This is a genomic window from Streptomyces sp. NPDC020681, assembly GCF_044334895.1.
In the GTDB taxonomy this organism is placed as follows: Bacteria; Actinomycetota; Actinomycetes; order Streptomycetales; family Streptomycetaceae; genus Streptomyces.
This window is the reverse complement of the sequence record NZ_JBIRTX010000008.1, coordinates 249276-267960: the sequence shown is the minus strand read 5'-3', so window position 1 is coordinate 267960 and position 18685 is coordinate 249276. Positions and strand designations below refer to the sequence as shown.

The 18685-nt window shown below is 69.0% G+C and carries 17 protein-coding genes and 1 tRNA gene; 8 read left to right on the top strand and 10 right to left on the bottom strand.

What is annotated here, in order from left to right; genetic code table 11:
* Window positions 1–24: 24 nt before the first annotated feature.
* The 5 genes from ACH4YL_RS21330 to ACH4YL_RS21310 form a co-directional block, all read right to left on the bottom strand.
* On the bottom strand, window positions 25–525 hold the full coding sequence (locus tag ACH4YL_RS21330) for a hypothetical protein (protein ID WP_398508955.1): 501 nt from the start codon (window positions 523–525) through the stop codon (window positions 25–27).
* A 145-nt stretch (window positions 526–670) separates the two neighbouring features.
* Window positions 671–1522 (bottom strand): S-methyl-5'-thioadenosine phosphorylase, encoded by an 852-nt coding sequence (locus tag ACH4YL_RS21325; RefSeq protein ID WP_398508954.1) that lies wholly within the window; start codon window positions 1520–1522, stop codon window positions 671–673.
* Between the two features lie 85 nt (window positions 1523–1607).
* Window positions 1608–1943 carry an FmdB family zinc ribbon protein gene (locus ACH4YL_RS21320; RefSeq protein WP_398508953.1) on the bottom strand — a complete coding sequence of 112 codons (336 nt, stop codon included), beginning with the start codon at window positions 1941–1943 and terminating at the stop codon, window positions 1608–1610.
* Window positions 1944–2011: 68 nt separating this feature from the next.
* Complete coding sequence (locus ACH4YL_RS21315; RefSeq protein WP_398508952.1) at window positions 2012–3292, bottom strand: MFS transporter; 1281 nt, start codon at window positions 3290–3292, stop codon at window positions 2012–2014.
* A gap of 310 nt (window positions 3293–3602) precedes the next feature.
* On the bottom strand, window positions 3603–5138 hold the full coding sequence (locus ACH4YL_RS21310) for a potassium/proton antiporter (RefSeq protein ID WP_398508951.1): 1536 nt from the start codon (window positions 5136–5138) through the stop codon (window positions 3603–3605).
* Between the two features lie 192 nt (window positions 5139–5330).
* Here ACH4YL_RS21310 and ACH4YL_RS21305 point away from each other — a divergent pair, with 192 nt between their 5' ends.
* A complete protein-coding gene (locus ACH4YL_RS21305; protein ID WP_398508950.1) occupies window positions 5331–8078 on the top strand; it encodes a penicillin acylase family protein in 2748 nt (915 codons plus the stop codon).
* Here the strand turns inward: ACH4YL_RS21305 and ACH4YL_RS21300 are convergent.
* Entirely contained in the window at window positions 8068–8661 is a 594-nt protein-coding gene (locus ACH4YL_RS21300; protein ID WP_398508949.1) for a 5-formyltetrahydrofolate cyclo-ligase, read from the bottom strand. The genes ACH4YL_RS21305 and ACH4YL_RS21300 overlap by 11 nt on opposite strands.
* 93 nt (window positions 8662–8754) lie before the next feature.
* Here ACH4YL_RS21300 and galU point away from each other — a divergent pair, with 93 nt between their 5' ends.
* From galU to ACH4YL_RS21265, 7 genes are all read left to right on the top strand, one after another.
* Window positions 8755–9675: a UTP--glucose-1-phosphate uridylyltransferase GalU gene (gene galU / locus ACH4YL_RS21295; protein ID WP_398508948.1), complete on the top strand. Its 921-nt coding sequence runs from the start codon at window positions 8755–8757 to the stop codon at window positions 9673–9675.
* A gap of 43 nt (window positions 9676–9718) precedes the next feature.
* Window positions 9719–11026, top strand: coding sequence for a gephyrin-like molybdotransferase Glp (gene glp, locus ACH4YL_RS21290; protein ID WP_398508947.1), 1308 nt, complete (start codon window positions 9719–9721; stop codon window positions 11024–11026).
* A 71-nt stretch (window positions 11027–11097) separates the two neighbouring features.
* A complete protein-coding gene (gene moaC / locus ACH4YL_RS21285) occupies window positions 11098–11577 on the top strand; it encodes a cyclic pyranopterin monophosphate synthase MoaC (RefSeq protein WP_398508946.1) in 480 nt (159 codons plus the stop codon).
* Complete coding sequence (locus ACH4YL_RS21280; RefSeq protein ID WP_398508945.1) at window positions 11574–12122, top strand: molybdenum cofactor biosynthesis protein B; 549 nt, start codon at window positions 11574–11576, stop codon at window positions 12120–12122. The genes moaC and ACH4YL_RS21280 overlap by 4 nt, the downstream gene beginning before the upstream one ends.
* Before the next feature lie 14 nt (window positions 12123–12136).
* Window positions 12137–12748: a GNAT family N-acetyltransferase gene (locus ACH4YL_RS21275; protein ID WP_398508944.1), complete on the top strand. Its 612-nt coding sequence runs from the start codon at window positions 12137–12139 to the stop codon at window positions 12746–12748.
* Between the two features lie 136 nt (window positions 12749–12884).
* Entirely contained in the window at window positions 12885–14021 is a 1137-nt protein-coding gene (gene glpR, locus ACH4YL_RS21270; RefSeq protein ID WP_398508943.1) for a gephyrin-like molybdotransferase receptor GlpR, read from the top strand.
* Between the two features lie 80 nt (window positions 14022–14101).
* Window positions 14102–14175, top strand: a tRNA-Ala gene (locus ACH4YL_RS21265).
* Window positions 14176–14637: 462 nt separating this feature from the next.
* Here the strand turns inward: ACH4YL_RS21265 and ACH4YL_RS21260 are convergent.
* Genes ACH4YL_RS21260 through ACH4YL_RS21245 form a run of 4 tightly spaced genes read right to left on the bottom strand, consistent with a single transcriptional unit; the run spans window position 14638 to window position 18601 of the window.
* A complete protein-coding gene (locus ACH4YL_RS21260) occupies window positions 14638–15213 on the bottom strand; it encodes a hypothetical protein (RefSeq protein ID WP_398508942.1) in 576 nt (191 codons plus the stop codon).
* Window positions 15214–15234: 21 nt separating this feature from the next.
* A complete protein-coding gene (locus tag ACH4YL_RS21255) occupies window positions 15235–15855 on the bottom strand; it encodes a hypothetical protein (protein ID WP_398508941.1) in 621 nt (206 codons plus the stop codon).
* A 2-nt stretch (window positions 15856–15857) separates the two neighbouring features.
* Entirely contained in the window at window positions 15858–18134 is a 2277-nt protein-coding gene (locus ACH4YL_RS21250; protein WP_398508940.1) for a DUF6571 family protein, read from the bottom strand.
* Between the two features lie 23 nt (window positions 18135–18157).
* The gene (locus tag ACH4YL_RS21245) at window positions 18158–18601 is read right to left on the bottom strand and encodes a hypothetical protein (protein WP_398508939.1); all 444 of its coding nucleotides are present in this window, start codon (window positions 18599–18601) and stop codon (window positions 18158–18160) included.
* Between the last annotated feature and the right edge of the window lie 84 nt (window positions 18602–18685).

Below are 18685 nucleotides of genomic sequence, written 5' to 3'. Positions count from 1 at the left end.
TACGGGCGCGGCCCCAAGTCCCGGTCAGCACAAGGTCACCGCCAATCGGGACTCCGCACCAGCCCCGGCCAGATCGGCCGCGGTGGCGCGCGGAACTGCCAGGACCACCAGCGCGCCGCCGTCCGTGGCAGGACCTCGCGGAACTTCGGCCACCCGGACTCCTGATGCCACCACGCGCGCAGCCGAGTTGGCGGTGGCGACCACATCCACCCGGTCTCCTGGGCGCAGCAGCCGAACCGTCGCCGCGTCCGCGATACGTACCGGCGCGGACACCAGCTCGGGTCCGTCCGCCCCACGGGCGCCCGATGCCGCAAGTGCCGCCGCCGCCATGGCGAGAGCGGCCGCCAGCGCGCGCCGTCGTCGCCGCATCGCCCGCCGCAGCCGATGTGCTCCGCCGCGCACCCGCAGCGGAGCGAACTCGGGCACACCCAGCGGCTCCGGCGCCGGAGAAGGAGGCAGCGGAGGCAGAGCAGGCAGAGGAAGAGTCAAAGCAGGCAGGGGAAGGGGAGTTGGAGAGAGAGGCATGACGCGTACCGCCTGTCGTGATCGTGAGGAGTGGTTCGGACCGTCCGGCCCGAACCACTCCTCACGATCCACTCTCCGCGCTCATCCCGCTGAAGCCTGTGGACAGCCCCCGCGCTGTGGACAACTGCCTCACCCTCGTGGGCGATTACGGCAGCGTGATCCCCGTATCCACGCCGTCCAGCGCCCGCGTGCACAGGCACTTCCGCTCGCCGTCCGCCTGCAGCCCCGCCACGGCGTCGAACAGCACATCCCGCAGCCGGCCCACATTCGCGGCGAACACCTTCAGCACCTCTTCGTGCGAGACGCCCTCGCCCGTCTCCGCGCCCGCGTCCAAGTCCGTCACCAGCGTCATCGACGTGTAGCAGAGCGCCAGTTCACGCGCCAGGACCGCTTCCGGGTGACCGGTCATGCCGATCACCGACCAGCCCATCGACCGGTACCACACCGACTCGGCGCGGGTGGAGAAGCGCGGCCCCTCGACCACGACCAGCGCCCCGCCGTCCACGGGCTCCCAGTCCTGCCCGCGGGCCGCCGCCAGGGCTGCCTTGCGTCCCTCGGGGCAGTACGGATCGGCCGTCGACACATGCACCACGTTCGGCACGGACCCGTCCGGCAGCGGATATCCGTCGTAGAAGGTCTGCACACGTCCCTGCGTGCGGTCCACGAACTGATCCGGCACGAGCAGCGTCCCCGGCCCGTACTGCGGCTGCAGTCCGCCGACCGCGCACGGTCCCAGCACCTGGCGTACGCCCACCGAGCGCAGCGCCCAGAGGTTGGCGCGGTAGTTGATGCGGTTCGGCGGCAGATGGTGACCGCGTCCGTGCCGTGGCAGGAAGGCGACCCGTCGCCCGGCGATCTCGCCGAGGAACAGCGAGTCGCTGGGGCTGCCGTACGGGGTCTCCACCGGTACCTCGGTCACGTCCTCCAGGAAGGAGTAGAAGCCCGAGCCGCCGATCACACCGATCTCTGCAAGCGCGTTCGTCGCGTTGGTCGCCATGGCGGTCACAGTATCCGTACGCGAAAACGCCGAGGACCCCGCCGTGCGAAACGGCGGGGTCCCGGAAAGCTGTCAAAAGCGCCTGTCAGGCGGCCGAGCTGCCGCTCGAGCTGCTCGTCGAGGACGCCGGCGCGGAAGCCTTGGAGTCCGACGACGACTTCGACTTCGAGTCCGACGACTTCGAGTCCGAGGACTTCGCCGCCGTGGACGACGACGTCGACGCAGGCGCGCTGCTCGACGACGAGCCGCGGCTGTCGTTGCGGTAGAAGCCGGAGCCCTTGAAGACAATGCCAACCGCGGAGAACACCTTCTTGAGGCGTCCGTCGCAGTTCGGGCACACGGTCAGAGCGTCATCGGTGAACTTCTGCACCGCCTCGAGGCCCTCGCCGCATTCGGTGCACTGGTACTGGTAGGTCGGCACTTGTCTTCCTCCTGGCACTCTCACTCAATGAGTGCTAACGACGGTCCATAGTGACGTATTCCGCTGGATCAGTCCACCGTCACCGGCACTCGGTGACCCATCCCACGCGCCGCGATCCGCCCGGACGCCATCCCGGACGCCCGCGCGGAGAGCCGCGAGCGCAGCGCGAGCAGCGTCGCCAGGGCCAGAACCGTGCCCACCAGAGGGACCAGGAATCCGGCGCTCGCGCCGTTCGCGTCGGCCAGCCGTCCGGCCACTGTCACGGCCGCCGCCTGGCCGAGCGCCACCGCGCCCGTCAGCCAGGTGAAGGCCTCGGTGCGGGCGCCGGCGGGCACCAGCGACTCGACCAGCGTGTAGCCGCTGATCAGGGCCGGAGCGATGCAGAGGCCGACCAGCAGGCCGAGTCCGGCGAGCAGCGGCACCGAGTGCACCGACCACAGCAAGGAGGCGGCGATCGTCAGCCCGGCGTAGCCGAGCACCAGCCGCCGTCGCGGCCCGCTCTTCCAGGCGATGGCGCCGCAGGCGATGCCCGCCAGCATGTTGCCGGCGGCGAAGATCCCGTACAGCAGACCGTTCGCACCGGGATTGCCGATCTCCTCTGAGAAGGCGGTCAGCGAAACCTGCATTCCGCCGAAGACCGAGCCGATGCCGAGGAAGGCGACGGCCAGCACGCGGACGCCAGGAATGGACAGCGCGGATGTGTGCGGTCCGGCGGCGGCCGTGGTGCGGCGTACGGCCGGCTGCGTACGGCGCTGGGCGGCGAAGAACAGACCGCCCGCCAGCGTCAGTCCCGCCTCGGCGATCAGTCCGGCCGCCGGGTGGACGCCGGTGCACAGAGCGGTGGCGAGGACCGGTCCGACGACGAAGGTGAACTCGTCGGTGACGGATTCGAAGGCCGCCGCGGTCGACATCAGCGGCGAGCCCTCCAGCTTGGCGGCCCAGCGGGCGCGCACCATCGGTCCGATCTGCGGCACGGAGGCGCCGGTCGGCACGGCGGCGATGAACAGCGCCCACAGGGGCGCGTCCGCCAGCGCGAGGGCGGTGAGCGCGGAGACGGACGCGGTGTGCACCAGCACGCCGGGCAGCAGGACGGCGCGCTGTCCGAAGCGGTCCGCCAGCTTGCCGCTCTGCGGGGCGAACAGCGCCATGGATACACCGGTGACGGCGGCGACGACTCCGGCGCTGCCGTACGAACCGGTGGTGTGCTGCACCAGAAGGACGATGCCGATGGTCAGCATCGCGAAGGGCTGCCGGGCGGCGAAGCCCGGGAGCAGGAAGGTCCAGGCGCCGGGTGTGCGCAGCAGCTGCCCGTATCCGGGGCGCTTGTCGGTAGTGACCGTGGATGCCACGGTCCTTGCCTTTCTGCTGCCTGGTAGCGCTCCCTTGGGTGTGCGGGAGCTGCCGAGAGCTGTCCTCTTGCGCTGAACTGCGGTAGATACCGGTGCTCTGCTGCGAGGAGAGTCTCGGCCGCCATACGGTCGCGCCAGCTCTGCGTCAGGCAGAGTTGGTTCGATCAAGTGTGCCTTCACGATACAGGGGATTGTGGGGTTGTGCCTGCGAAAAGGGTCACGTACTCGGATGTCCGCCTGTGATTAACCGGACGTACGTCATCCGGTCAGCCCGGCGCCCGCACCCGACGTCCGCACCCCGGGCCGGCCCTCAGCCCCGCGTCCGGCCCTCCGGCCCCAGCCAGTCCGCCAGCTTTCCGCCCTGCCCGACCGCCCGCAGCCGCCGCTCCGCCGCGTCCCGCACCGGATCCGTCGCCACCACCAGCAGCTCGTCGCCCCACCGCAGCACCGTCGTCGGCAGCGGCACGAAGCTCTTCCCGTCGCGTACGACCAGCGTGACCGCGGCCCCCGCCGGCATCCGCAGCTCCGCGACCTCCACGCCGTGCATCTTCGACCCCTCGGGGATCTCCACCGACAGCAGATGCCCGCGCAGCCGCTCCAGCGGCGCCGACTCGATGCCCAGGTCGGCGGCCTCCGAAGCGTCGCCGAGGTGCAGGGCCTTCGCCAGCCACGGCAGGGTCGGCCCCTGCACCAGGGTGTAGACGACGACCAGCACGAAGACGACGTTGAAGATGCGGTCGCTGCCCTCGATGTCGGAGACCAGCGGGATGGTGGCGATGATGATGGGCACGGCGCCGCGCAGCCCGGCCCAGGACATCAGCACCTGTTCGCGGAACGGGATGCTGAACGGCAGCAGGCTGACCGTCACCTGCACCGGCCGCGCCACCATCGTCAGAACCAGGCCCACGACCACCGCGGGCCAGAAGTCGTCGACCAGCTCGTGCGGGGTCACCAGCAGGCCGAGCAGGACGAACATGCCGATCTGTGCGATCCAGCCGAGGCCCTCGGCGAAGCCGCGGTTGGCGGGCGCGTGCGGCAGCCGGGAGTTCCCGAGCACCATCGAGGCCAGATAGACGGCGAGGAAGCCACTGCCGTGCGCCATGGCGCCGGCCGCGTACGCGACCACCGCGATGGCCATCACGGCGATCGGATACAGACCCGAGGCGGGCAGCGCCACATGCCGTAGTCCGAACGCGCCCAGCCAGCCCACCGCCAGGCCGATGCCCGCGCCGATCGCCAGCTCCAGCGTGATCTTCCCGACCAGTACGTACCAGTCGTCGATCGGCCCGGCCGTCGAGAAGGCGATCACCAGGATCACCACGGGAGCGTCGTTGAAGCCCGACTCGGCCTCCAGCACACCGGTCACCCGGGACGGCAGCGGCACCTTGCGCAGTACGGAGAAGACCGCCGCGGCGTCCGTCGAGGACACCACTGCGCCGATGATCAGCGCCTGCCGCCACTCCAGGCCGACCAGATAGTGCGCTCCGGCCGCCGTGATGCCCACGCTCACCGCGATGCCGACGGTCGACAGCATGACCGCCGCGGGCAACGCGGGTTTGATCTCCTTCCACTTGGTGCCCAGGCCACCTTCGGCCAGGATCACCACCAGTGCGGCATAGCCGATCACCTGCGTGAGTGCGGCGTTGTCGAACGTGACGCCGAAGATGCCGTCCTGGCCGATCGCGATGCCGATCCCGAGGTACAGCAGCAGGCTGGGGAGGCCGCTGCGGGACGAGATGCGGACCGCCGCGACGGCGATGAGCAGGACGAGCGAGCAGATGAGCAGGAGTTCGTTGAGCTCGTGGACAGTCAGTGGCCGATCCTTCCCCTCGCGTCGCGCGTACATGCCGGATCGTTCCTCCGGCAGGCGACACTTCGTTACCTTACCTAATCTTTAACATTTCCTTGACGCGGTAGATCATTTGGGTCGCCGGAGCGTCCGATGGCCTGCTTACGGATACCGCGTCCTGACCGGTCTGACGCTGCGCCTATGGTTGCTCCAGCACTCCAGGACCAGCCTGCGCCTCGAAGGACAGCGATGCCCGCCAACACAACCGCCTCTTCCCCGAAGAAGAAGAAGGGGCGACGCCTGCGCCTGCTCGTGTTCGTCCTGGTGCTGGCGCTTGTCGCGGGTGTCGGATACGGCGCGTACTGGAGCATCAGCACGGTGCGCGCCTCTTACCCGCAGACCACCGGGACGCTCCAACTCGAGGGCCTGCGCGGCCAGGTCGAGGTCAAGCGCGACGGCTTCGGCATCCCGCAGATCTACGCGGACAGTGACGAGGACCTGTTCCGCGCGCAGGGCTTCGTCCAGGCGCAGGACCGCTTCTGGGAGATGGACGTCCGCCGCCACATGACGGCCGGCCGGCTCTCCGAGATGTTCGGCTCGGGACAGGTCGACACGGACGCCTTCCTGCGCACGCTCGGCTGGCGTCAGGTCGCGCAGCAGGAGTACGACAAGGTCCTGTCGCCCGAGACGAAGAAGTACCTCCAGGCGTACGCGGACGGTGTCAACGCCTACCTCGACGGCAAGGACGGCAAGGAACTCTCCGTCGAGTACGCGGCGCTCTCCTTCGCCAACGAGTACAAGCCGGAGCCCTGGACGCCGGTCGACTCGGTGGCCTGGCTCAAGGCGATGGCCTGGGACCTGCGCGGCAACATGCAGGAAGAGATAGACCGCTCGCTCCTCACCAGCAGGCTCGACGCGAAGAAGATCAAGGACCTGTACCCGCCGTATCCGTACGGCAGGAACCAGCCGATTCTCGACAAGGGCGGCATCGATCCGGCCACCGGGAAGTTCGACCCGGACGCCGAGCCGTCCGGCGACGCGGGCGATTCCGGTGACTCCGGCAGTGGCGGCGGTGCCAGCCCTGCAGGTGCGGTCTCCGGCCTCAACTCCCAGCTCGCCTCGCTCTCCAAGACCCTCGACGCAGTGCCCGCGCTGCTCGGTCCGAGCGGTAACGGCATCGGATCCAACTCCTGGGTCGTCGCCGGCGAGAACACCACGACCGGCAAGCCGATGCTGGCCAACGACCCGCACCTCGCGCCGCAGCTGCCCTCGCTCTGGTACCAGATGGGCCTGCACTGCCGTACGGTCTCGGCCACCTGCCAGTACGACACCGCCGGATACACCTTCTCCGGCACCCCGGGCGTGATCATCGGTCACAACCAGAACATCGCCTGGGGCTTCACCAACCTCGGCGCGGACGTCACCGACCTCTATCTCGAGAAGCTCTCCGGCGACAGCTACCAGGTGGGCAACGGGCAGAAGGAGCTGGTCACCCGCAGGGAGGTGATCAGGGTCGCCGGCGGCGCGAGCAAGACGATCACGGTCCGCTCCACCGGCCACGGCCCGCTGGTCTCGGACCGCAGCACCGAGCTGGAGAAGGCCGGCCAGAAGGCCACGGTCTCCAACTCCGCGCCGGACCGCGCCTCCGGATACGCCGTCGCCCTGCAGTGGACCGCGCTGCAGCCCGGCAAGTCCATGGACGCCATCTTCGACCTGAACCGCGCCAAGGACTTCAAGTCCTTCCGGGCGGCGGTCAAGGACTTCGAGGTCCCGTCCCAGAACCTGGTCTACGCCGACGCCCAGGGCAATATCGGCTACCAGGCCCCCGGCAAGATCCCGGTCCGCGCCAAGGGCGACGGCTCGGTTCCGGCCCCCGGCTGGGACCCGGCGTACAAGTGGAAGGGCTACATCCCCTTCGACGAGCTGCCGTACGAGGAGAACCCCGACCGCGGCTACATCGTCACCGCCAACCAGGCCGTCATCGACGCCTCGAAGTACCGGCACAAGCTGACCGCCGACTACGGCTACGGAGCCCGCAGCCAGCGGATCAACGACCTCATCGAGTCGAAGCTCCAGGGCGGCGGCAAGATCTCCACCGAAGACATGCGCACCATGCAGATGGACAACAGCAGCGAGATCGCCAAGCTGCTGACGCCGAAGCTGCTGAAGATCGACGTCTCGGACAAGTACGTCCGTGAGGCGCAGAAGCTGCTGGAGGGCTGGGACTACACCCAGGAGTCCGACTCCGGCGCGGCCGCCTACTTCAACGGGGTCTGGCGCAATGTCCTCAAGCTCGCCTTCGGCAACAAGCTGCCCAAGGAGCTGCGCGTCGAGGGCGAGTGCCTGAGCGTCCGCCCGGCGGACAGCACGGCGCCCGACGACCAGCTCAGCGAGCGGGTGCGCGAGTGCGGCCAGCGCGACACGGAGTCGGCGCAGCCGGACGGCGGCGACCGCTGGTTCGAGTTGGTGCGCCGGATACTCGAGGACGAGGACAACGAGTGGTGGCAGTCCCCGGCCAGCCGTACGGACCCGGCCACCACCACCCGTGACGAGCTGCTCGCCCGTGCCATGGAGGACGCGCGCTGGGAGCTGACGGCCGAGCTCGGCAAGGACGTCTCGACCTGGAGCTGGGGCCGGCTGCACCAGCTGACGCTGAAGAACCAGACCCTCGGTACCGAGGGACCCGGCTTCCTGCAGTTCGTGCTCAACCGGGGCCCGTGGAAACTGGGCGGCGGCGAGGCCACGGTGAACGCCACCGGCTGGAACGCGGCGGGCGGCTACGGAGTGATCTGGGTGCCGTCGATGCGGATGGTCGTGAACGTCGGCGACTGGGACAAGTCGCGCTGGATCAATCTGACCGGTGCGTCCGGGCACGCGTACAACGCGCACTACACCGACCAGACCGACAAGTGGGCCCACGGCGAGCTGCTCGACTGGGCCTTCAGCGAGCAGGCGGTGTCGGCGACGACCTCCGACACCCTCAAGCTCACGCCGTGAAGCGGCGTACGGTCTCGGGCGTGACCACGGCGTGAACGGGACGGTCGTGCGGCTCCTCCGGGAGGCGCTCGACCACTTCGTTCGCGTACAACAGCACCACCAGCGCGGGGGCCGCACCGGCAGCCGCGAGCCGGGCGAGAACCCGGTCGTAGGAACCGCCGCCGCGGCCCAGTCGCATGCCGCGGGCGTCCACAGCGAGTCCGGGAAGGAGCACGGCATCAGCGTTCAGTACGGCATCCACGCCGAGCCGCTCCCCATCGGGCTCCAGCAGCCCGCGCGGGGCGGGCGCCAAGTGTTCCGCACCCCGGTACACGCCCCAGTCCAGATCGTTGTCCGCCAGCAGAACCGGCAGCAGGACGCGTACACCCCGCTCGTGCAGCGCGTCGAGCAGCGCTCGCGTGCCCGGTTCGCGCCCCACGGAGACATAAGCGGCGACCGTGGTCGCTTCGGTCAATTCCGGCAGATTCAGGGCCTGTCGCGCGAGAACCGCGGCGGCCCGCGCGGCGTCCTCAGAGGACATGAGGCCGCGGGCGTCGAGGAGTTCGCGTCGTACCGCTCTCTTTCCGGACAAGTCACCGCTCATTAGGACTTCACAAACCTCTCGTATACGTCTTTATGAGACGGAAGTTAACCGGAGCCTCATCTTCAGCCCATACTCACCGGTTAAGGTGCCCGCATGACTCAGTCGCACCCCAGGATCAGCAAGGCTGTCATCCCCGCCGCAGGCCTCGGAACCCGCTTCCTGCCTGCCACGAAAGCCACTCCCAAAGAGATGCTGCCTGTCGTCGACAAGCCCGCGATCCAGTACGTCGTCGAGGAGGCGGTCTCGGCCGGTCTCTCCGATGTGCTCATGATCACGGGCCGCAACAAGCGCCCGCTCGAGGACCACTTCGACCGCAACTACGAGCTGGAGGAGGCGCTGACCCGCAAGGGCGACGCCGGCCGGCTCAAGAAGGTCCAGGAGTCGAGCGATCTCGCCACCATGCACTATGTGCGCCAGGGCGACCCGCGCGGCCTCGGCCACGCGGTGCTGTGCGCCGCTCCGCATGTGGGCAACCAGCCCTTCGCGGTCCTCCTCGGCGACGACCTGATCGACCCGCGCGACCCGCTGCTGGCGCGGATGGTCGAGATCCAGGAGCGTGAGGGCGGCAGCGTCATCGCGCTGATGGAGGTGGACCCGGCGCAGATCCACCTGTACGGCTGCGCCGCCGTGGAGGCCACCGGGGAGTCCGACGTCGTCAAGGTGACCGAGCTGGTCGAGAAGCCCGACGCGTCCGAGGCCCCCAGCAACCTCGCCATCATCGGCCGTTATGTCCTCAACCCCGCCGTCTTCGACATACTTCGCGAGACCCAGCCGGGCCGCGGCAACGAGATCCAGCTCACCGACGCCCTCGAGAAGCTCGTCGAGGACGAGACGGTGGGCGGCCCGGTGCACGGCGTCGTCTTCAAGGGCCGCCGGTACGACACCGGAGACCGCGGTGACTATCTGCGCGCCATTGTCAGACTCGCATGCGAACGTGAAGACCTGGGCCCGGAGTTCCGGACCTGGCTTCGCAGCTATGTGACCGAGGAGATGCTGCACTCCTCCGAGGGGTAACCCCCGGACCCCGGCAGGACTGAGCGAGACGAGGCGAGACGGAGTGGGCACCGTGGGCACGATCTGGTCGGTGGACGACCACCTGGAGGACATCCTCGCGGCGATCCGCCCGCTCGACCCGATCGAACTGCAACTGCCGGACGCCCAGGGCTGTGTCCTCGTCGAGGACGTCACCGTCCCGGTCGCGCTGCCGCCGTTCGACAACAGCTCGATGGACGGATACGCGGTCCGTACGGCCGATGTGGCCGGCGCCACCGAGGAGTTCCCGGCCGTCCTCACGGTGATCGGCGACGTGGCCGCGGGCAGCGGCGGACTGCCGACCGTGGGTCCCGGCGAGGCCGCGCGGATCATGACCGGCGCACCGCTGCCGCCCGGCGCCGAGGCCGTCGTCCCGGTCGAGTGGACCGACGGCGGCACGGGCGGCGGAGCGGCCGCCACCATGCGGCCTGCGGGCGAGGCACCGGAGGGCGCGAGCGGCGAGGTCCGCGTCCACCGGCCCGCCGAGGCCGGCGCGCATGTGCGCTCGCGCGGCAGCGACGTCCAGGCCGGCGACCTGGCGCTCACGCGGGGCACCGTGCTCGGCCCGCCGCAGATCGGCCTGCTCGCCGCGATCGGCCGCGGCACCGTGCGCGTACGGCCGCGCCCGCGGGTCGTCGTGCTCTCCACCGGCAGCGAACTGGTACAGCCCGGCGAGGAGTTGGGCGAGGGCCAGATCTACGACTCCAACAGCTTCGCGCTGGCCGCCGCCGCACGCGACGCGGGCGCGCTCTCCTACCGCGTCGGCGCGGTCACCGACGACGCCGAGACGCTGCGCGCCACCATCGAGGACCAGCTGATCCGCGCCGATCTGCTGGTCACCACGGGCGGCGTGAGCGTCGGCGCGTACGACGTGGTGAAGGAGGCGCTGTCCTCGGTCGGCGACGAGGACGTGCCGGGCAGCGGGATCGACTTCCGCAAGCTCGCGATGCAGCCGGGCAAACCGCAGGGGTTCGGCACGATCGGACCCGAGCACACACCGCTGCTGGCGCTGCCGGGCAATCCGGTCTCGTCGTACGTCTCCTTCGAGCTGTTCGTCCGGCCCGCGATCCGGGCGCTGATGGGCCTGCCGGACGTCCACCGGCCGACCGCCCGCGCCGTGCTCAAGGCCGACAAGACGCTCTCGTCACCGTCCGGAAAGCGGCAGTTCCTGCGCGGTGCGTACGACTCCGGCTCGGGCACCGTCACTCCCGTGGGGGGTTCCGGCTCCCACCTGATCGCGGCCCTCGCACAGGCGGACTGCCTGATCGTGGTCCCGGAGGCGGACTCCTCCGTCGAGCCGGGCAGCGAGGTGGAAGTGGTCCTCCTCGGCTGACCTGCTTACCGTGGCTGTACCGTGTCTGCCCACACAGGCCCCAAGGGCCCTGACCGGGAGCGCCACAGCAAATGAGTAGCCAAGGCAGGCTGACGCACATCGACGAGGCCGGGGCGGCCCGCATGGTCGACGTCTCGGAGAAGGACGTCACCGCACGCACAGCCCGCGCCAGTGGCCGGGTCCTGGTGTCACCGCAGGTCGTGGAGCTGCTGCGGGGTGAGGGCGTACCCAAGGGCGACGCTCTCGCGACGGCCCGCATCGCCGGGATCATGGGTGCCAAGCGCACTCCGGACCTGATCCCGCTGTGCCATCCGCTCGCGGTCTCCGGCGTGAAGCTCGATCTGTCGGTCACGGACGACGCGGTGGAGATCCTCGCCACGGTGAAGACCACCGACCGCACGGGCGTCGAGATGGAGGCGCTGACCGCCGTCTCGGTCGCCGCGCTGACCGTCGTGGACATGGTCAAGGCCGTCGACAAGGCGGCCGTGATCACCGACATCAGGGTCGAGGAGAAGACGGGCGGCAAGTCCGGCGACTGGAGCCGGTCATGAGCCCCCGCGCAGGTGAGGTCTACAGCCACAGCCACGGGCCAGAAGCGGATGCGCGCCGGGCGCTGGTCGTCACCGCGTCCAACCGCGCTGCGGCCGGTGTGTACGAGGACAAGGGCGGGCCGGTGCTCGCCGAGGGCCTGACCGCGCTGGGCTTCCGGGTCGACGGACCGCGCGTGGTCCCGGACGGCGATCCGGTCGGGCAGGCGCTGCGGGACGGCGTGGCCGCCGGGTACGACGTGATCCTCACCACCGGCGGCACGGGCATCTCGCCGACCGACCGCACCCCGGACGTCACCGGGGCCGTACTCGACTACGAGATCCCCGGCATCCCGGAGGCGATCCGCGCGTACGGCCGCGAGAAGGTGCCGACCGCCGCGCTGTCCCGCGGGCTCGCCGGAGTCGCAGGCCGCACGCTGATCGTCAATCTGCCCGGCTCCACCGGCGGTGTGCGCGACGGCCTGGCCGTACTGGAGCTGATGCTGGTGCACGCCGTGGACCAGATCCGGGGCGGAGACCACCCAAGACCCGCGGGGAGCCCGAGCTGAACGCCCCCTGGCCGGTGGTCCTGGCGGACGGCGACATCGTCCTCCGTCCGATAAAGCTGCGCGACCAGCGGATGTGGCGCGAGGTCAACCGGCGCAACCGGGACTGGCTGCGGCCGTGGGAGGCGACGATTCCGCCGCCCTCGCCCGGCGGCCCGGTCGCGCGGCGGCCCACGTACCGGCAGATGGTCCGCCATCTGCGCGCCGAGGCGAACTCGGGCCGGATGCTCCCGTTCGTCATCGAGTACCGGGGCCGTCTCGTGGGCCAGTTGACGGTCGCCGGGATCACCTGGGGCTCGATGTGCTCGGGCCATGTCGGCTACTGGGTCGACCGGGATGTGGCGGGCCGCGGGGTGATGCCGACCGCGGTCGCGCTCGCCGTCGACCACTGCTTCCGTACGGTCGGACTGCACCGGATGGAAGTCTGTATTCGCCCCGAGAACGGCCCGAGCCGCCGGGTCGTGGAGAAACTCGGATTCCGGGAAGAGGGACTGCGCCCGCGATATCTCCACATCGACGGTGCTTGGCGGGACCATCTGGTCTTCGCTCTCACGGCCGAAGAGGTTCCCGAAGGATTGCTCCGCCGCTGGCACCAGGCACGACCGGGAACGCCACGAGAAATAAAATAAACGTTCGAAATTGATCGCTGTTGACCATGCGGTGATCTGAACAATCCCAAAAAAAGTCAGTGTTATGAGCCAGATCGTGCGACACACCGGGCCAATTGGCGGATGCCCTTGCGGAAATCCCTCTACGGTGTGATGCGTGAGCAGCAGCGGCCTCATCTACGCAGTCATCGTCGGGGCCTGGGCCGCCTACTTGGTGCCGATGTGGCTCCGCAGGCAGGACGAGCTGAATGAAGCCCGTCCGACGGAACGCTTCTCCACCGCCATCCGGCTGCTGTCCGGACGGGGTGCAATGGAGCGCCGGTACGCCAAGGAGCTGCGGGAACGCACCGCGGAGCAGGCCGCGCCCGACGGGGACCCGGATGCCGCCACGGACCCTCTGAGTTCCGTGGACGTCCGGGCCTTCGCCGCGCCCAGGACCGAAGCCCGGCTGAGCCCTCCGGCCCCACCGCAGGCCAAGGCCCAGCCCAAGGCGCAGTCGAAGGCTCAGTCCAAGGCGCCGGTCCCTGCCAAGGTTTCGGCTCCGGCCTCCGCTTCGGCCCGGGTGCCCGTGCCCGCCGCCCGGCGCCCGCGCCCGAACGGCGCCGCGGCCGAGCGCGCCCGGCGCAGCAAGGTCCTGGCCCGCCGCAGACGTACCACCGTCGTCCTCTTCCTGGCCTTCACGCTCGGCGCGATCGTGGCCGCGGTCGGCGGACTCGGCTTCCTGTGGGCGCCGGGTGTGCCCGCGGTCCTTCTCAGCGCATACATCGTGCATCTGCGCAACCAGGAGCGGCGGCGCTTCGTGGTCACCATGGACCGCCGCCGGGCCGAGGTGGCGGCCCAGCGCCTGCGCGAGAGTCGCTCGCGCCGGCACCAGGCCCCGGCCCCCGCGGCCGACCCGGACGAAGATCCCGAAGCGCGACCCGAGCCCGGGCCGGCCAAGCTCTCGCCGCAGGAGGCGGGCCGCCGTGCGCTGGTCGAGCAGACCGACCACGCGGAGTGGGTGGACCAGCAGCGCGACCGCGGCCCGTCGACCGGCGACAGCTGGGAGCCGGTCCCGGTGCCGCTGCCGACCTATGTCACCGCGCCGGTCGCGCCGCGGGCCACGGGTGGCGTGGACATGAACGACCCGGAGACCTGGAGCTCGGCCCGCTCGTCGACGGCGGAACCGACCCCGGCCGCCGACCCGCCACCGGCCCGGCAGACACCTCCGCCGCGCCGCGCCCGCGACCGCAGCCGGACCCCGCTCTTCGACCAGTACGCGGACGAGGACCGGCCGCGCGCCGCCAACGAGTGACCGTGTGACCAGCGCGTGACCAGCGAAGGAACGGATTTCCAAGCACCCCGACGGGGATGCTAGAGTTTCTCTCGTTGCAAGGGCCTGTGGCGCAGTCTGGTAGCGCACCTCGTTCGCATCGAGGGGGTCTGGGGTTCAAATCCCCACAGGTCCACCGCAGCTGAGAGCCCCTGTCGGAGAAGTCCGGCAGGGGCTCTTTGGCGTCGTACATCAGCGAAGTACAGCAACTACATCTGATCTTCCCCGCCCAGGTGCTTGCCCAACTTCCGAAGCGCCTTGCGCGTGGCCTCGGAAGGGATGTGGGTGTACACCTTCATGGTTACCGCGATCCGGCTGTGCCGGAGCCTGTTCAGTAAACGACTCAGTCACACGTCCGGGATGCTGTTGATCGCCCCCTGCCTGCTCCTCGGATCAGTCAAGGCGCACCTGACGGGAGTGCCCGAGGAACAGGTCGAAGCCGCCCCGTGCTTCAGCGAGCTACTGAGCGATCATCAGCACGAGGGCTCAAGGGGCACCCATGTCAGGCGTCTGAGGGCGGGGTGACAAAGAGTGACGGGAAGCGATCGTCGGCCAATCGGGAAACGATCGGCCGGCCGGTGGCGACTCAGCGATCCCCCTACGCGTCCGAGCCGGCCTGGCACTCCCCGGGTTCGACGGTGACCGATCGGCCGTACTCCGGCAGGATTGTGGTCGACCCGTCCGCTCCCGGTACCGCGAAGCCGCCGGTTCGCGACGACGTCACGGCGAGGCAGAACGGGTACTCGCCCTTGACGGTGGCCAGCTGAAAGTTGTCGTCGCCCGAGGGCTTCACTTCGAGTTCGTGGAAGGGGCCGATCCCTTCGGCCGCCTCCTGCACCGCTTCGTCGAGCTCCGACCGCGTCACCTCGCGGCCCGCGGACGCCCCCTCTCCCAGGGAGGAGGCTGCCGCCACGGCAACCGATCGCACCTGGTGGAGATCCCAGGACGACCCGTCGGCGAAGTCCATCGCCCGGCACCCCGAGAAGGCGAAAAATCCGGCCATGACGAACGCCATGACACGACCGACCCTGAAAGCCGCGTCCGAGGGCTCGTTGGCCGCCGGGTCGCGGTGGCGCCAGGCTGTGAGCCACCGGTGGAGGCGGCGCTGGCGGGCGAGGCCGAAGGCGGACATGAGGGCCGCGAGGACGAAGAAGGTGACGATGACGCCGGTCATGGCAGGGCGGCCCGACTCACGTCAGACACTCGGGATGCCCCCCGCGTTGGGGCAGCCCATGGCGAGGGCGTACCGCCGTGAGAGGTCCTGGAGGACCCTGATGTTCGCCTCTTTGGGGCTCTTCTCGCGTGGACGGGGCCCATAGACGAGGTGCGCGTAGACGATCGGCTTTCCGACTCCCGGCACCTCGCAGGCGAACCACAGCTCGGCACTGCCGGTGTCGCCGTACGCCCGCAGCCCGACCGGAAGGCGTGCCAGTGCGACTTCCTCGGGCTGAGGCAGCGGAAGTTTCTCGACCTCTTCGAACATCACGGTCATTTCCGACGGGCTCTCGTCGGGGTCGGCCACGTCCGGCTCAATCACGCATTCGGTCAGCTCGCTCCCACCTCGCCGGTCGGGATCGTGCAGGAGATCCTTCAGCGTCTTCGCCGTTGTGTGGGAGCGATACTCGAATCGCTTCGTCTCCGAGACCTGCTCCAACGCCTGCGCGGCCTTGGGTGACAAGCCGCCGCACACCTCCGTCGCCGGCACCGTTTTCTTGTCCGTGTCGTCCTTGTCGCCGCCGCATGCCGCGAGCGTCAGCCCGAGCACCAGCCCACCCGCGAGCACCGAGCCGCGGCGCCTTCGCGCTTGCCACCTCATCGTCATCCCTTCGGATTCGGGGTGACCCCCGTGATCGCACTGGCGCCATCGTTGTACTTGCCCTCTACGCCACTGTGGGTCTTCCTCGCCCACTCTGTGCCCTCGAGGTTGTTGACCGCGATATACGCATCCATAGGCGTCACCGCACGCGCCTGGCCCTGACTCGTGAACTCCTCCAGCTTCATGTGTTCCTGCACCGAGAAGTCCGGGCCGTTCTTCTCCAGCTCTCGATTGAGATCGATGCCGAACTGCGTCATGCCAGCGCCGGCGAGCGCACCCGCCACCTGGGGAACCGCGAAGGCCGCCACCGCGGCGCCACCGGCGGCGGCACCCGCGAAGGGAAGCGCCACGGCACCGACTCCCACCGCCACGCCGGCTCCGACACCGAACTTCTTCCACTCGGCGGCCTCGGCGAGCTTCCGCTCCGCCTCCTTGGTCGCCTCTCCGAAGTGCGCGTGGATATCGTTGGATCGCGCTTGGTCGAACATGCCCTGCATCTTCGCGCCCGTCTCGATGATCTGAGCGACCTCTCCATTCGGCTCGGGGTGTGCCCTCAGGCCACTGGCCGTGTACTCCTGCTGGGCCATCGACAGAATCTTGTAGCCGTCCTCGTCGCCGCCGGCCACGGCGAGGAACGATGCTGCTGTCCCGTGCGACAGCCCGACGTGGCCAGGCCCCTTGTGGCCGAATGCGTCGTCCCGTAGATCCTGTCCAGTGAAGGCGTTGCCGAAGTTCGACGAGGCCCAGTTGAGGTCGTCGATGTAGCCCGCGCCCATCTTGGCCAGACTGTCGCCCATCCCCTTGTGATCATCCAAGTACTTGGGCTGGTCACCGACGTACACCATGACCTGCTCAGCGACATTGGCCGTCATGTTGTCCCGGCGGAGCCCCAGTTCCGGCTGGTCGTACGGGACCCCCAGCGTCGCCGCCTCAATGGCGTGTCCGAGCTCGTCGTAGTCCTCGCTGCCCTTTGTGTTGTTGGGCATCTCGGGCCACTTGCGGTCCTCAAGCAGGTACTTGAGGTCCGGATCCAGGTTGGCAGTCTCCTTGTCTGACGTAGCCCAACTCCCCGAGTGGAACAGCTCCTTCGCCGCCTCCGGGTTGTGCCCCAGCGCCTCCATGTACCCCGCCATCGGGTCCAGGCCGTGGTCCGTCCCCGCCCCGAAGTTCAGGTACGTCTCGTAGCCGTCCGGCTGCCAGAGCTCCTTCGGGTCCGTTCCCTTGTGGGACTTCTCGAAGGCGAGCAGGCTCTTGCCGTAGTCGTCGAGGAAGTCCTTCTCATAGTCGCCGTACCGCATGAGGCTGCTCATGACCTGGTATCCGTACGGACCCTTGGTCATCGTCCCCATGTTCATGTCGACCATGTCGACCCGCTTGCCGCCGAGCTCGATCATCTCCTTCTTCCAGCTCTCCATCGCGGGGCTGGTGGAGTGCGAGGCAGTGGCCAGGGTGTAGCCGAGGCTCTTCTGGATCTTCGCCGACTCCTTGGTCATCTCGTCCCCGTACTGCGTACGGTCGGCGATCCTCGTCCAGAACTCGGCGGTCTTCTTCGGGCCGAGACCCGTGGCGAACTGCTCGGCGAAGTACGGATCGCCCTCGTGCTTCGAGAGAAGGCTGTTGATCCGCTTGACCTCGTCCAGGGTGTATGGACGCTTGACCCCTGCCAGCTCGGTGAGGGCGTCGCGGTCCTTGTCGGCCTGCTCCTTGCCCGCCTTCGCACCCTTGAGGCTGTCGTACGTGTTCGAGTCGAAGCCCTTGTTGTGCCCGTTGTAGTCCTGGGTCAGCGCCCAGTACAGGATGTCGTCGGCCTCCTGGGCCGCCGTGACCTGGTTGCTGATGCTGGTGCGGTACGCCTGGATCGACTCCTGGTAGCCCTTGTTCAGGGACGCCAGGTGCTCGTTCGGCGTGTCCGCCGGCGGGTCGAACCAGACCTCGCCGTCGGGCTTGATCGAGAGGTACTTGTCCTTCTCGATGTCGCTCCTGATCGTCTTCAGCTTCGACTGCGCCTGGGAGAAGACGTCGTACGCGTCGCTCAGCAGGCGGTGCACGTCCGCGGCCTCGTCATTGGCGGCGCGGATCTGCTTGCCGACCAGCGAGACGTTGTCCATCGCCGCCTCAGCCGCCTCGCCCTTCCAGTCGGACTCGGCAAGGCCCTTCTCGACTGTGTTGTCGTACAGCTTGCCGACCTTGCGGAACTCCTCGGGGAGCTTTGCCCACTTCGCGACCGCCTCGGAGAGCGGTGTGAGATTGGCGTCGAGGACAGTCTTGTAGTCAAGCATGGATCCTGGGTCCCCTCGATCGCTCAGGCGAGATTACGGTCGGAGCCGTTGCCGGCCTTGTCGCCACCCTTGCGCTGCCGTTCCTTCTCGGTCCGCTCGCGGGCGTCGAACTCGGCGGCGGATTCCCGGAGTCCTCCTGCCACGGCGTTCTGCATCAGCCCCTCGACGTACTTCATCTGCGCGTCCCAGCGCCTGGAAAAGGTCTTGAACGCGGGCGCCGAGCGGAAGCCCTTCAGACCGGCCCCGACCTCCCCGGTCTCCTTGCTCGCGGCGTTGTCGGCCTTGACGAAGTCCGTGCGAACGGTGTCCGCCTTGCCGGCTCTTCCGCGCAGTTCGTCCGAGTCCACGTGGAGGCGTTTCCTCGATCCGCCGCCGCCGTCCGCCGGGAGCTGGTTGAGCCGCATACGCGTCTCCTGCTGCCCCGCCGCGGCGGACCGCACGGCGGCCCACTCCTCGTCGAACGTCACGCATACCCCCCATGTGGATGAACTTCCCGCAAATTCGCCCCAGCAAGTTGTCTCATTCGAGGGGCTGTTGTGAGCGTAGCCGCA

Excerpts from the sequence above, each read along its gene's own strand:
- ACH4YL_RS21310 (WP_398508951.1), bottom strand. The coding sequence starts at position 5,138 with ATGTACGCGCGACGCGAGGGGAAGGATCGGCCACTGACTGTCCACGAG.
- ACH4YL_RS21305 (WP_398508950.1), top strand. The coding sequence starts at position 5,331 with ATGCCCGCCAACACAACCGCCTCTTCCCCGAAGAAGAAGAAGGGGCGA.
- ACH4YL_RS21255 (WP_398508941.1), bottom strand. The coding sequence starts at position 15,855 with ATGAGGTGGCAAGCGCGAAGGCGCCGCGGCTCGGTGCTCGCGGGTGGG.
- ACH4YL_RS21325 (WP_398508954.1), bottom strand. The coding sequence starts at position 1,522 with ATGGCGACCAACGCGACGAACGCGCTTGCAGAGATCGGTGTGATCGGC.
- ACH4YL_RS21280 (WP_398508945.1), top strand. The coding sequence starts at position 11,574 with ATGAGCCCCCGCGCAGGTGAGGTCTACAGCCACAGCCACGGGCCAGAA.
- galU (WP_398508948.1), top strand. The coding sequence starts at position 8,755 with ATGACTCAGTCGCACCCCAGGATCAGCAAGGCTGTCATCCCCGCCGCA.
- ACH4YL_RS21300 (WP_398508949.1), bottom strand. The coding sequence starts at position 8,661 with ATGAGCGGTGACTTGTCCGGAAAGAGAGCGGTACGACGCGAACTCCTC.
- ACH4YL_RS21330 (WP_398508955.1), bottom strand. The coding sequence starts at position 525 with ATGCCTCTCTCTCCAACTCCCCTTCCCCTGCCTGCTTTGACTCTTCCT.
- moaC (WP_398508946.1), top strand. The coding sequence starts at position 11,098 with ATGAGTAGCCAAGGCAGGCTGACGCACATCGACGAGGCCGGGGCGGCC.
- ACH4YL_RS21260 (WP_398508942.1), bottom strand. The coding sequence starts at position 15,213 with ATGACCGGCGTCATCGTCACCTTCTTCGTCCTCGCGGCCCTCATGTCC.
- ACH4YL_RS21250 (WP_398508940.1), bottom strand. The coding sequence starts at position 18,134 with ATGCTTGACTACAAGACTGTCCTCGACGCCAATCTCACACCGCTCTCC.